The sequence below is a fragment of the Enhydrobacter sp. genome (genome assembly GCF_030246845.1).
GTDB lineage: Bacteria > Pseudomonadota > Alphaproteobacteria > Reyranellales > Reyranellaceae > Reyranella.
Map to the genome: position 1 here is coordinate 2505462 of NZ_CP126889.1, position 12469 is coordinate 2517930.

Genomic DNA, 12469 nt, shown 5'->3' on the forward strand with positions numbered 1-12469 from the left:
CTTGTCAGGCCCTCTTGGGCTCGACGAGCATGCGGCCCGACATCTCCATGTGCAGGGCATGGCAGAACCACTGGCAATACCACCAATGGACCCCGGGCCGGTCGGCGATGAAGGTCACGGAAGCAGTGGCCTGCGGCCCGATCTCCATGGCGATGCCGTAGCGCACGATCGTGAATCCGTGCGTGAGGTCTTCGACGTCGTCCATATTGGTGATGTAGACGGTGACCTCGTCGCCTTCGTTCACCGTGAACTTTTCGAGGCTGTAGGTCGGCGCGATGGAGTGCATATAGACCCGCACCTTCTTGCCGTCCCGGATGACGTTCGCGGCCTCTTCGAGCTTGACGCCGTCCTTGGCCGCCTGGGCGGTCGCTTCCGCCCACATCGGATCATTTCGCTTGTAGATGCTTATGGGATTGATCTTCGAGCGGTGCATGATGCAGATGTCATGCGGTTCGGCAAAGCTCGGGCCGTCGTGGACCAGCTTCATTTCCCGGCCGGAGATATCGATCAACTGGTCGTTCTCAGGCTTCAGGGGACCGACATTCAGGAAGCGGTCCTTCGAGAACTTGTTGAGCGAGATGAGCCACCGACCGTCCGCTTCCTTGGTTTCGCCCATGCTGGTGTGGTTGTGTCCGGGCTGGTAGTGGACATCGAGCTTCTGGATGACCGGGTCGACCTTTTCGCCGCGGAACGCCCGCTTGGCCTTCTCCATGTCCCACTTGACCATCTGGCTATCGATGAAGGTCGTGGTGTAGGCGTTGCCCTTGCCGTCGAAGGCGGTGTGCAGGGGGCCGAGTCCCAGTTCGGGCTCCGCCACCACAACCTCCCGCGGCTTGATCTTGTCGTTGAAGAGGTCGTCGAACTTGCGCACGTCGAGGAGGCTGACCGTGGGCGACAGCTTGCCGTTGATGGCCACATGGATCCCGTCGGGTGCCGTGTTGCAGCCGTGCGGGTTGTTGGGAATGGGAACGTAGCGGGTGTACTTGGAGCCGTGGCGCCCGTCGATCACGGGCACGCCCTGCATCTCCTTGTAGTCCTTGCTCTTTACCGCCTCCTCGATGCGGGCGATGTTGAAGATCACCACCCAATCCTGCTCCGCCGAGGTCATGTCGGCTGTCGTCACTCCCTTCTCGGAGTTGTAGCAGGTCGAGAAGGCATACTTGCCCTGATAGTCGGCGTCGCAATTGTCGAGATTGCCGTCGACCATCACCTGCCAGGCCACTTTCATGGTGTCGCCGTCGATCGCCGTGAAGACCGACCAGTAATTCTTCGGATCGTCGAGGATCTTGCCGTCGTTCGGGATCGGAATGATGTGCTCGCTGTTGGCGAAGACATAGCCCGTGCGCGGAAACTTCTGCGGTCGCATGCCATGGATGTCCGAGGCGTTCGGGACTTCGATGATCTTGTCGCATTTCATGATGTCGCAGCGGATGCGCGCGACGCGGCAATTGGCCTTGTCGTTGATGAAGACGTAGCGCCCGTCGTAGGTCCCGTCGGTGAATGACATATGCGGGTGATGGGCGTCGCCGTTCATGAAGATATCGCCGCGCGTTTTCAGGAACTCCCTGGTCGCCGGCAGCAGGCCTTCGGTCAGGATCTTGCGGCTCTCGTTGGTTTGGCCCCAGCCGGTGGCGCTGCAGCGATTGAAGACGGGGATGCGCATCAGTTCGCGCATGGAGGGAATACCGATGATGCGGACTTCCCCCGTCTGGCCGCTGGAAGAGAAACCGACATATTCGTCCAGATCGCCCGGCCGCACCTCGCTCGTCTGCTGGCCTGCCGGGGCCTGCCGGGGCGGGCGCGCCTGGCCCAGCGCCTGCCGCCCGAATGCCGCCAGGCCGGCGCCGCCGATCGTGCCTGCCGCGCCGGCAAGGCCGGCGATCTTCGCCGTATCTCCGATCAACGATCGTCTGCTGACTTCGTTGCCCTGCCGGGTTCCGTTGGCCGATGGACGATCGCTGTCATTTTTCGATGTCATGGATCTCCTCCTGCGGCGATCTGATCTGGAGCTGCCTGGTCCTCAATCGTTTCCCGATCGCGCCTCCGCCTTGATCTCGATCAAGGCGGAGGCTCGGCGCCCGCCGGTCGCATGCTCGGACTGGCCATTGCGAGCCGCTTCTCGCGGCGCAACCGCCGCTGGATGACCACCGGACACTTGTAGGCATGGTGGTAGAGCATCTGGCAGTGCAGACACTGAATGCACTCGTTGGGATTGATGTTCCCTTCGGGATGAATCGACTGGACGGGGCATTCGGTGGCGCATCGCTGGCAGGGATTGCCGCATTCCCGGTAGCGCTTCAGCCAGTCGAACATGCGCAGGCGGGCTGGAATGGCCAGCGCCGCGCCGAGCGGGCAGAGGTAACGGCAGAAGAAGCGTTCGATGAAAAGGCCCGCGGCCAGTAGCACCACCGCGAACAGGACGAACGGCCAGCTGCGTACGAAGCGCAGAACGATCGCCGTCTTGAACGGCTCGATCTCGGATGCCTGCTCGCTCCAGGACAACGAATAGAGGGACAGGCCGAACAACACCAGGAAGATGATGTATTTGATCGGCCAGAGCCGTTGGTGCAGGCCGAAGGGCACTTTGTACTGCGGCACGTGCAGCAGGCGCGCGAGCTTGTTCAGGAGCTCCTGGAGGGCGCCAAAGGGGCACAGCCAACCGCAGAAGGCGCCGCGACCCCAGAAGAGGAGTGATGCCGCCACCGCCGACCACAAGATGAAGATCAGCGGATCCATCAGAAAATAGTCCCAACGGAAATCGGTGCGCAGTGCATTGGTGAAGGTCAGGATGTTGACGACGGAGAGCTGGGCCTGGGCGTACCAGCCGATCCAGAACAGGGTGAAGGCGAGAAAGCCGAGCCGAACGCGGTCGTACAGGACGGGCCGGCGCACGAGGGCGTCCTGAAAAAAGAAAATCGCCGTGAGCACCAGCAGCGCGACCAGGAGAGTGGCGATCTCGGGAATCTGGCTGCGCCACATGCGCATCCAGAGCGCCTCATTGAGCGGCTCCGTCTGTTCTGCTTCCTGTGCGCGCGATGAGGTCGCCGCCGGCGGTTGTGATGCCGCAGGCGCAGGCACTACCGCGGCGGGCGTTTCGATCTTCAGATACTTGTTCGGCAGGCTGTACCCGAGATCGTAGGTCAGGAAAGCCTTGTCGCGCGCGCCCATGGTGCGCTGTACAAGAAGCTTGAGCCGCCACGGCTCGGTCGGATCGAAGGCCTCCCCCTCGGGGATTACGAAGAGGCCGATGTCGCGGAAGTCCGGTGCGCCGTCGGCCGCCAGGTCCCCGAGCCTGGTGTGGTTGCGGTCGCGGAAGCGAACGATGTTGTCGCCCTGGACCAGCTCGATACGGTCGAAGATGCCGCCCCGCACATAGCCGGATCCCTTGAAGGAATAGATGCCGTTGCCGGCCACGAGAATGGCTTGCTGGCCAGGCTTGAGGCGCTCTTGCAGCCGTTCGTACTCGGTCTGGCCGAGCAGGCTGAGGCCGATCGCGGGAACGCTTACCTGCGCCGCGTACAGATCGACAAAAGTGTCTTCAGCACGGCCTCGTTGCGGATAGCGCGCGGCCTCGGCATTGCCGGAGTTGGCAAAGCTTTCATTTAGGTCTCCCACCGTAATGGACAGTCGGCGTACCGAGCCATCGCCCAGCAGCGTCGTCCAATCCTCGACATTGCGATAGGAGAGGTCGATCTTCTTTGCTGCGGCCGGCGGCGCGGGAACCTGTGCCGTAGAAGCACTGCCCAAATGGCGCGATCGCGCCAAACGGATCGCGGACTTCGTGATACTGTCGCCGATCACCATCATCGTGACCGTCGCCCCGCTGACAATATCGACCGGCGGCCCGCTGGCGGCCTTCGACGGCGATTGCAGGAAGTTCAGGCCGACATAGCCGTGAATGAAGTTCTCCACCTTCTCGAGCGGGACGCCGATCAGGACGATTGGTTCATGGTGGTCGACAAGCTTCGCGCCGACGATCTTGCCGCTGAGGTCCAGCCCAACGACGATGCTGATCGGGCGTCCGGAATAGCCCGTCGAATTGACGATATCGGAATTGAGGAACACATAGCCCAACAGTGTGGTGCCTCGGTAGGCCGCCGCTGCCGGCGGATTTCCCTCGATCGGACCCAACCGGTCAGCGGACGGAAAGACATCCGGGAGTTGAACCGAATTCAGATACTGGCCGAGGCGGGACGTCTGTGCGGCCACGGGCGCGGCGACCAGCGCAAAGCCACAGACAACCATGACAACCACGCAAACGAACGCGGCTGAGCTGCGCAAACGTTTCAGCATCGATCGCACATCCGTCAGACGGCCGACAAGAGCTGGGCCGAACGCTCTCAGCCGGCATTGAAAGACGCTTGTTCAAAAAAATTGTATAGAGTTATGCTGCCCTAGCAAGCATTCTGGATGCAGGCCTCGTTCATCGGATGAGGCACCGATCCAAGGCAAGTCCGGTGGTGCAGCGAAGACGCAACACAACGCCACTGAGGGTGGAGCCCTCGATCACCATTGGATCGGTCGCCGAGATGTTGGCGGTCGCCACGGCGATGGAAGACGAGGCCGGCCGCCGCTATCGCCAAATGGCAGAGCGCATGCGCTTGCAGGGCCAGCAGACATTGGCCGCTCTGTTCATATTTCTCGCCGGTATCGAAGAGAGGCATGCCGCCCAGCTCCGACGACGATCCGAGCACATGATCGGTCGTCTTCCCGAAACGGCAGCCGTCGCGTGGGAACTGCCGGAAAAATTCGAGGAAGAGGAGGGCAGGTCTTACCTGCTCACGCCCTATACGGCGCTCGCCATTGCCGTCAGAAACGAGGACCGCGCTTTTGCTTTTTTTGCATATCTGGCTTCCCACGCGACGACGCCTGCAATCCGGCAACTCGCGGAGGAACTCGCCAAGGATGAGCTGGAGCACGCGGCCCTGCTACGCCGTGAGCGTCGCCGCGCATGGCGGAAGGAGCGACCCCGTGACTTCGTCGAGCCGGTCGAGGTCCATTCGTTCCTTGCACGCGTGGCGGCGATCGAAACGTTTTCGGCCAAGGCCCACCGGGAACTGTCCACCAAGCTCGGCCGTGAAGGCCATCCATTCGAGGCGACTTTGTTCGAGAAGATCGCAGGCGATGAGGAACGCTGCGCGGCGGACGCCGTCGAACAGGGCGCCGCTGCGCCCGTTCGACCCATCGAGGGTGTCAGGCCGGAAACCATCCGCGACGGACTTCGTTTACTGGAATACGCATTCGACCAATACGCAGAAATCGCTGAGCGGGCGAACGATGAAGCGGTGCTGAGCGCGGCCCAGGAGTTTCAGAGGCGCGCCCTTGAACGCCTTGCTTACGCCCAGGGTGCAATTGGAGACCCGCTGGTAGGCCGGTGAGCAACGACGATGACGGAGGAAGACGATGCGGCGGATGGTCGGTGTGGTAGCGATGCTTGCGTTTCTTGCGGCTGGAGATATCGCCAGGGCGCAGGACGATCACGAGGCTGAAGAGGGCGCGAAGGTATTCAAGCGCGTCTGTTTCATCTGCCACACCAGCGAAGCGGGCAAGAACAAGATCGGCCCCTCCTTGTTCGGTATCGTTGGCCGCAAGGCCGGGACAGTCCCGGGCTTCGCCTATTCCGAAGCGATGAAATCGTCCGGCATCACCTGGGACGAGCAGACGATCGACAAGTACATCGAGGATCCCAAGAAATTCGTGCCGGGTAACAAGATGGCGTACGCCGGCGTGAAGAAGAAGGATGAACGCAAGGAAATCATCGCCTATCTGAAGACGCTCCGGTGAAATGGCGCGTGGAGAGCCGCGAATCCAGGGAAAGCGATGGCCGGGGCGAAGGCCATCACGATGCTTGAATGCCCAGGATGACGTTTATCCTGCAGGACGGATCGTGCAGGGAAGTGGATGCACCAGCAGGCCTTTCGGTGCTCGAGATCGCGCAGCGCAATGGAGTGGAACTCGAAGGTGCCTGCGGCGGCTCGTGCGCCTGCTCGACCTGCCACGTCATCGTGGGCGAGGCGTGGTTCGCCAAGCTGGAGCCTGCGAGTGAGGAGGAAGAGGATATGCTCGACCTTGCTTTCGGCCTCGCCCTTACCTCGCGGCTTGGCTGCCAGATCCGCATGCGCGAGGCCCTCGATGGACTCGTGGTGACGCTGCCGGCGGCTACGCGCAACATGATGGTCGACCAGTAGGAGCGCGTGTCGGCCGCCGTCGATGCCGGCCATACTATTGGTCGGAGACGAATGGTCGGCGACGAAGAGAAGCAGAAAGATCGGCTTGTCACATGGCAGAGGCGCCGCACTACTTGCCGTCACGCGCCGCCGCCAAATGGGGGCCGCGAACGCGCTTGATCGGTCGCTTGGGTGGCAGGAAATCGTGCCGGGCGAGCGCGATGTCGGCAAGCGTATAGCGGTCGAAGACGCCGATGAACGCGTTCAGCGCTTCGTTCAATACGTTGGGCAGTTGGCAGCGCGGGGTGATCATGCACCGATTGCCAGTCGCAAAACACTCGACGAGAGCAAAGTCCGGCTCCGTCGCGCGCACAACAGCCCCCAGGTTGATGGCTTCGGGCGGCTTTGCCAGGGTGAATCCGCCGGAGCGTCCTCGCACGCCCTTGAGGTAGCCGGTTCGGGTCAGGATGTTGACCACCTTCATAAGGTGGGCCCGTGAGATCTTGTAGATCCTGGCGGTCTCCTCGATGGTGATAAGACGATCGCCTGCCGCGGCGGCATACATCAGCACGCGCACGGCATAGTCCGAAAAAGTGGTCAGCCGCATGTGACGACCCGAACCCGGCGCGACGAGCCGCTCGTTCGCCGCGTCGATAATGGCATTAGCGATCTTCCGGCGCAGACCGTCGCAGCCTGGCCAGACGAAGCAGTTAAGCGTCCGGTTTCTCTCATTCCAAATATCGTGAGTACTACGAATCCTTCTGTCTTGTCCAAAGGGCGACGGCAAAAGATATATTGACAATATATGTTTTGTAAGAAACATTGGCCAAGTGATTGGAGGCGGTCGGCGGGAGATCGCAAGCGCCGCATCGCCGTCACGACACTTGCACTAGAGGAGCTTGCACATGCCTGAGGCCGTCATCGCACCGGATCCCCACGTCATCGACGTACGCACCCTCGTGCCCGCGCAGCGACATCAGAAGATCTTTCAACTGGTCAACGAGCTCGTGCCGGGCGCGTCCTTCGTCCTCGTTAACGACCACGATCCGAAGCCGCTCTACTACCAGCTCGAGGCCGAGTATCCGAAGCAGTTCTCGTGGACCTATCTCGAGCGCGGGCCCGAGGTGTGGCGAGTGGAAATCGGCAAGCGCGCGCAGGCAGCTTGAATCCGACGCCGGGCCGCGCCGGCGCTTCGCGCCGGCGCGGCCCTCCAGGGGGTCTCATGATCGGCGTTTCGCTCTCCCGATGGACCATGTCCTATTTTGCCGCTGCGCTGCTCGCCCTTGTCGCGGCGGAGGTCATGATGGCCATAGGGTACGGGTTTCCGAGCGCGGCGCTTCGGGCGCCCGAAACGCTCATCCTCGTCCACATGGTGGCGATCGGCTGGCTGAGCCTTCTCATGTGCGGCGCACTGTTCCAGTTCGTGCCCGTCCTCGTCGCCCGGCCGCTCCACAGCAACACGCTGCCGCTGCCGACGCTGCTTTTGCTGCTCGCCGGCTTCGCGGCGCTGATCCTGGGATTCCTGCAGCTCGCCGGCGACGTCGATCCGTCGCCGCCCTGCTTCGTGCTGGCCGGCGCATTGCTGGGCCTAGGCTTCGCGCTCGTCCTGTGGAACCTCGCGCGCACGTTATGGGCAGCATCGACGCGGCCACTGCCGGCGCGCTTCGTCGTCGTCGGGCTGATCGGTGTTGCGGCAACCGCGGCCCTTGGGATCATCTTTGCGCTCGTCTTCGGGGGCGCGACGAGCTACGGGCCGTTCGTCCTGCTGATGGAGAAGGGGCTGCCCCTTCATGTGATCGCCGGCCTCGGCGGCTGGCTCACCTTCACGGCCATCGGCGTAAGCTACCGGCTGCTGGCCATGTTCATGCTGGCGCCGGAACTCGACCGGACCAGTACGAAAGCCGCGCTCCGTCTGGGGGCGGCCGCACTCGGCGTGGCGGTCTTGGGCGGGACAGCCGCGGTTCTGCTCGGCGTGGACGTGGAGTTCGTGCTGCTGGCCGCCGGTATTCTCGGCCTCGCCTCGCTGGCACTCTATGGTGCCGACGTCCTTCACCTCTACCGCACGCGCAAGCGCCGCAACATCGAGCTCAACAGCCGGATGGCGATTCCGGCTCTCGCTTCGCTTGCGGCGTCCGTTGTCCTGACGGTCGTCCTGCTTGCGTTCGGACGGCTGCCCGAGCATGTCGGTGCAGTCGTTTTCCTGATGGCCTTCGGGTGGCTCTCCGGTCTCGGTCTCGCGCAACTCTACAAGATCGTGGCTTTCCTGACCTGGCTCGAGTGCTACGGCCCGGTCCTCGGCAAGATGCAAACGCCGCGCGTCCAGGATCTTGTCGTCGAAGCCCGCGCGCTCAAATGGTTCCGGCTGTATTTCCTCGCCGTCTGGTCGGGCACCATCCTGCTCGTCGTCGGTTACGCCCCCGCCTTCCAGGCGCTCGCCGCGCTGATGCTCGTCGCGACCGGCGGGATCGTCACGGAGCTCGTGCGCACACGCCGCCTCGCCGATGTAAAGGCCGTTGCACAGCTCCAGGCCGGAATCCGAAAGCCGCGCCTTCTTTTCTCGCTTTCCCACCAGACGTGACCGAGAGGAGGACCATACGATGAAGGAAGTATTCGCAAACCTCGACGTTCGGCCGATCCTGCGCTCCGGCGGCGAGCCGTTCGAGAAGATCATGGAGACGGTGGCCAGGCTCGCGCCCGGACAGGGGCTCAGGCTCCTCGCGACATTCAAGCCCGTGCCGCTTTTCAGCGTGCTTGGCTCGAAGGGCTTCAGCCACGAGGCCAGGGAACTCGGAGACGGCGACTGGGAGGTCCTGTTTCGGCCAACGAACGGCGCGTCTTCTGCACGTTCGGTGTCCGCCGCACCGGCTGCCGATGTCTCGGACTGGCCGGCGCCGGTGCAGCAGCTCGACAACCGCGAGCTCGATCCGCCGGAGCCGATGGTGCGGATCCTCGCCGCGACCGAGACGATGAAGCAAGGTGAGGTTCTTTCAGCGCTGCTGTGCCGTGAGCCGATATTTCTCATCCCCGAGCTTGCCAAGCGTGGTCACGGCTGGCGCGGCGGGTTCGAGCCGGATGGCAAGACCTACAGGATTCTCGTGCGCATCGGCACGGCCGAAGGCGCCACCGTCTGACCGGCCGGAGTCGATCGGGCCATGTTCATCCAGACCGAAGCGATGGCGGATCCGGCACGATTGAAGTTCCTGCCGGGCCGCGAAGTCCTTGCCGATGGCGTGCTCGATCTGCGCGACATGTCGGAGGCGGCTGTTTCGCCACTGGCCGAGCGGCTGTTCTCGATACCGGAGGTTTCGGGCGTTTCCTTCGCGAAGGATTCCATCATCGTCACCAAAGGCAGCGGAGAATGGCCGCGGCTCAAGCCGGCGATCCTTGCCGCGATCATGGAACATTTTCTGTCGGGGGCGCCGCTCGTTCGGGCGGGGGCAACCGCCGGCGATCAGCCCTCCCGCTCCAATCGGGCGGCCGATGAAGCCGCTCGCATCGATCGCATCAGAGAGGCGCTGCGCCAGGTGATCGATCCCGAGCTCGGCTACAACATCGTCGATCTCGGTTTTGTCTACGATGTCGCGGTCGAGGAAGGTGGCGTGGTCCGTATCACGATGACCACCACTACACCGGGATGCCCGGCGACGGGCTATCTGAAGAAGGGCGCCGGCGAAAGTGTCAGCGCCGTGGCGGGCGTCGAGTTTGTCGAGGTCAAGCTCACACATGAGCCTCGCTGGACGCCGGAGATGATGAGCCCGGAGGCCAAGGCGATCTTCGGAATAGGGGATGGAGGCGGGAGGTGAGCCGCCACGGCGATGGTCAGGCAGAAGTGGAGCTCACGGATTCGTCCGGTCCGGCAACACAGCTGGTTGAGATTCTGGTGGCGAGCATCGAGGCACTCGCGGGCGCAGGGGAGGTGGAGACCGCCTGCCGCCTCGCGGGACAGGCCTGCATCGCTTTGAGAACGACCGATCCTGCGGCGGCACACCGGTTCGATGCGCTGCTGCACAGGCTGACGCGGACACTGACATGGTGAGGATCGCTGCCGGCGGCCATGCGAACACGACCAGTCTGGGGATCTGTGGAGGGAATGAAGATGGAACTGGAGCGAAACGGGGAGGGCTTCTCGATCGACGCCTCGTCGTTGGGTGAACTCTTGAAGGTGCCGCCGTCCCGCATCCTGGCGATGATGCGCGGGAACGAGATCACCAGCGTTTGCGAACGAGGCGAAGGCGAGCACGAAGGGCAATATCGGCTGACCTTCCTCTACAAGGGACTGCGCGTACAATTGACTGTCGACGAATCAGGCAAGGTAACGCGGCGATCGGTGATCGATTTGGGCGACCGGCCCGTCGCCGAGTCCCGCTCCGCCGGTCTTGGCAGGTAAACCCTTCCCAAGTCCACAAGGCGCACAATAGGTGTATCAGGACACGAGACGGTCACCGAACAAAGATCTCCCGGGCTGCTTCGACGGGCGTACACTGGAACGGCGCACGTGAAGCTGAGGACGTGGTTATTGCCGTGGCGAAGGCCGTCTCCCTTCGCGGGATCAGGCAAGCCGTGCGAGCGCTGCTCCCACAGCCCGTGCTCAATTGGCGCGAGGCACGCTACTTTCGAGAATACGGCGAAGTCGAGATGCGCCTCGTCGATCTTCTGTGCCGGAAAGACGAGGATGCCATCGATGTCGGTGCCAATTGGGGCGGCTATGTGCACTTCATGCAGCGGCACGCCCGCCGCGTGGTGGCCTTCGAGCCGATCCCCGAGTTTGCGAGCCTCCTGCGAGCCAAGTTCGCGAAGAACGTGACCGTCGAGCAGCTCGCCCTCTCCGACCGCAGTGGCGAGGTCGGGCTCCACATCCCGGTGATCGATGGTGTCCGAGCGGGCGGCTGCTCGACCATCTCGCCGGAAGCTTCGGCGACTTATGCGGCGCATGAAGTCGTTCCGGTCCGCGTGGGCCGCATCGACGACGTCTACAAAGGGACCGTGGGTTTCATCAAGATCGACGTCGAGGGTCACGAGCAGGCCGTGCTGAACGGTGCGGTCGGGACGATTCGAAGGTGCCAGCCGCGGATGCTGGTCGAGATCGAGGAGCGTATGTCGCCTGGCGCGGTCGCGCGTACCACGGCGTTCTTCGCCGCGCTGGACTATCGCGGCTACTATGTCCATGCCGGCAAGCTGCACGAGATCGAGCGTTTCTCCGTTGCCGATCTGCAGAAGCGGGCCGACCTTCCCATCATGACGATGGCGCTGCGTGAACGCATGCCGCTCGTCGACTATGTCTGCAACTTCATCTTCCTGCCGCTCGGTGAACGGGAGGAAACGGCGCACTCGATCCGCGACCGGCTCGCCTGCCTTTGAGCCTGAAGACCCGCCGGGTGCTGAACCGCGCAGACTCAGGCGAGCGGCACGCCCTCCAGGGTGATGCGATGCATCAGGCGGCGTTCGCCGTGATAGTCGTTGATGGCGAAGTGCCACGTCGCACGGTTGTCCCAGAAGGCGATCGAACCCTTGCGCCATCGGAAGCGCATGTGGAACTGCGGTTGCGCGGCATGGGCGTAGAGATAGTCGAGCAGCGGCTTGCTCTCCTTCTCGGTCCAGTCCTCGAAACGGATCGTGAAGGCCGCGTTCACATAGAGCGTCTTGCGGCCGGTCTCGGGGTGGCGAATGACGACGGGATGCACGGCGTCCTGGGTGGCGAGCTCGGCGTTGCCGATGCGGCCGGCCGTATCCTTGGCGTACCGCGCGGCAGCGCCGAAGACATGACGGCTCGAGTGGACGGCCCGCAGGTTCTCGAGCGTACGCTTGAGGCCGTCCGACAGTGCCTCGTAGGCACGATGCATGCTGGCGAACATCGTGTCGCCGCCATGCTCCGGAACGTCACGGGCGAGCAGGATCGAGCCGAGCGCCGGCGCCTCGTCGTAGCTGTGATCGGTGTGCCAGCTGCCGCCGATATTGGTCGTCTGGTCCAGCTCCTTGCGGACCTCGGCGATCTGCGGATGGCCGGACACGGACTGGAAGAAGCGGTTGATATTGATCGGCCCGAAGCGCTCGGCGAAGGCAATGTGCTGCTCGGGTGTCAGCTCCTGATCGCGAAAGAAGATCACGCCATATTCTTTGAGCGCCTCCCGGATCTCGCTGGTCTCCTCGGTCGAGAGCGGTCCGGAGAGATCGACGCCCAGGATTTCGGCGCCCACTGCGGGAGAGCTGGGCCGGATATCGAGGCGGAAATTGCGCACCGGTTTCCTCCATTGCCATCTTGATTAGAATTATGATTCTAATTATGATTGTGTTCGGGAGTCAAT

Annotated in this window: 14 protein-coding genes; 10 read left to right on the plus strand and 4 right to left on the minus strand. The window is 63.0% G+C overall.

Going from position 1 to position 12469, the window contains the following annotated elements; translation table 11 throughout:
* Positions 1-4 precede the first annotated feature (4 nt).
* Complete coding sequence (gene nosZ, locus OJF58_RS12550) at positions 5-1978, minus strand: TAT-dependent nitrous-oxide reductase (RefSeq protein WP_300784743.1); 1974 nt, start codon at positions 1976-1978, stop codon at positions 5-7.
* 80 nt (positions 1979-2058) lie between these two features.
* Positions 2059-4293 carry a NosR/NirI family protein gene (locus OJF58_RS12555; protein ID WP_300784745.1) on the minus strand — a complete coding sequence of 745 codons (2235 nt, stop codon included), beginning with the start codon at positions 4291-4293 and terminating at the stop codon, positions 2059-2061.
* A 236-nt stretch (positions 4294-4529) separates the two neighbouring features.
* On the opposite strand from OJF58_RS12555, the gene OJF58_RS12560 reads away from it, so the two are divergent.
* The 3 genes from OJF58_RS12560 to OJF58_RS12570 all read left to right on the plus strand — a co-directional run bounded on the left by OJF58_RS12560 (position 4530) and on the right by OJF58_RS12570 (position 6188).
* Complete coding sequence (locus OJF58_RS12560) at positions 4530-5378, plus strand: ferritin family protein (protein ID WP_300784747.1); 849 nt, start codon at positions 4530-4532, stop codon at positions 5376-5378.
* 25 nt (positions 5379-5403) lie between these two features.
* Complete coding sequence (locus OJF58_RS12565) at positions 5404-5784, plus strand: cytochrome c family protein (RefSeq protein WP_300784748.1); 381 nt, start codon at positions 5404-5406, stop codon at positions 5782-5784.
* A 68-nt stretch (positions 5785-5852) separates the two neighbouring features.
* The gene (locus tag OJF58_RS12570) at positions 5853-6188 is read left to right on the plus strand and encodes a ferredoxin family 2Fe-2S iron-sulfur cluster binding protein (protein WP_300784749.1); all 336 of its coding nucleotides are present in this window, start codon (positions 5853-5855) and stop codon (positions 6186-6188) included.
* A gap of 109 nt (positions 6189-6297) precedes the next feature.
* Here OJF58_RS12570 and OJF58_RS12575 read toward each other — a convergent pair whose 3' ends face one another.
* Positions 6298-6774, minus strand: coding sequence for an Rrf2 family transcriptional regulator (locus OJF58_RS12575; RefSeq protein ID WP_300784751.1), 477 nt, complete (start codon positions 6772-6774; stop codon positions 6298-6300).
* 298 nt (positions 6775-7072) lie between these two features.
* Here OJF58_RS12575 and OJF58_RS12580 point away from each other — a divergent pair, with 298 nt between their 5' ends.
* The 7 genes from OJF58_RS12580 (at position 7073) to OJF58_RS12615 (ending at position 11525) form a co-directional block, all read left to right on the plus strand.
* Positions 7073-7333: a DUF2249 domain-containing protein gene (locus tag OJF58_RS12580; RefSeq protein WP_300784753.1), complete on the plus strand. Its 261-nt coding sequence runs from the start codon at positions 7073-7075 to the stop codon at positions 7331-7333.
* 56 nt (positions 7334-7389) lie between these two features.
* Positions 7390-8745, plus strand: a complete 1356-nt coding sequence (locus OJF58_RS12585) for a hypothetical protein (RefSeq protein WP_300784754.1) — start codon at positions 7390-7392, stop codon at positions 8743-8745.
* A gap of 19 nt (positions 8746-8764) precedes the next feature.
* Complete coding sequence (locus OJF58_RS12590; RefSeq protein WP_300784756.1) at positions 8765-9298, plus strand: DUF2249 domain-containing protein; 534 nt, start codon at positions 8765-8767, stop codon at positions 9296-9298.
* A gap of 21 nt (positions 9299-9319) precedes the next feature.
* On the plus strand, positions 9320-9970 hold the full coding sequence (locus OJF58_RS27140; RefSeq protein WP_366526832.1) for an iron-sulfur cluster assembly protein: 651 nt from the start codon (positions 9320-9322) through the stop codon (positions 9968-9970).
* Positions 9967-10203, plus strand: coding sequence for a hypothetical protein (locus OJF58_RS12605; RefSeq protein ID WP_300784758.1), 237 nt, complete (start codon positions 9967-9969; stop codon positions 10201-10203). Before OJF58_RS27140 ends, OJF58_RS12605 begins: the two co-directional genes overlap by 4 nt.
* A gap of 54 nt (positions 10204-10257) precedes the next feature.
* On the plus strand, positions 10258-10554 hold the full coding sequence (locus tag OJF58_RS12610) for a DUF6522 family protein (protein WP_300784760.1): 297 nt from the start codon (positions 10258-10260) through the stop codon (positions 10552-10554).
* A gap of 173 nt (positions 10555-10727) precedes the next feature.
* The gene (locus OJF58_RS12615) at positions 10728-11525 is read left to right on the plus strand and encodes an FkbM family methyltransferase (RefSeq protein ID WP_300784762.1); all 798 of its coding nucleotides are present in this window, start codon (positions 10728-10730) and stop codon (positions 11523-11525) included.
* 35 nt (positions 11526-11560) lie between these two features.
* Here the strand turns inward: OJF58_RS12615 and OJF58_RS12620 are convergent, their stop codons facing one another.
* Positions 11561-12403, minus strand: a complete 843-nt coding sequence (locus OJF58_RS12620) for a TauD/TfdA family dioxygenase (protein ID WP_300784764.1) — start codon at positions 12401-12403, stop codon at positions 11561-11563.
* Between the last annotated feature and the right edge of the window lie 66 nt (positions 12404-12469).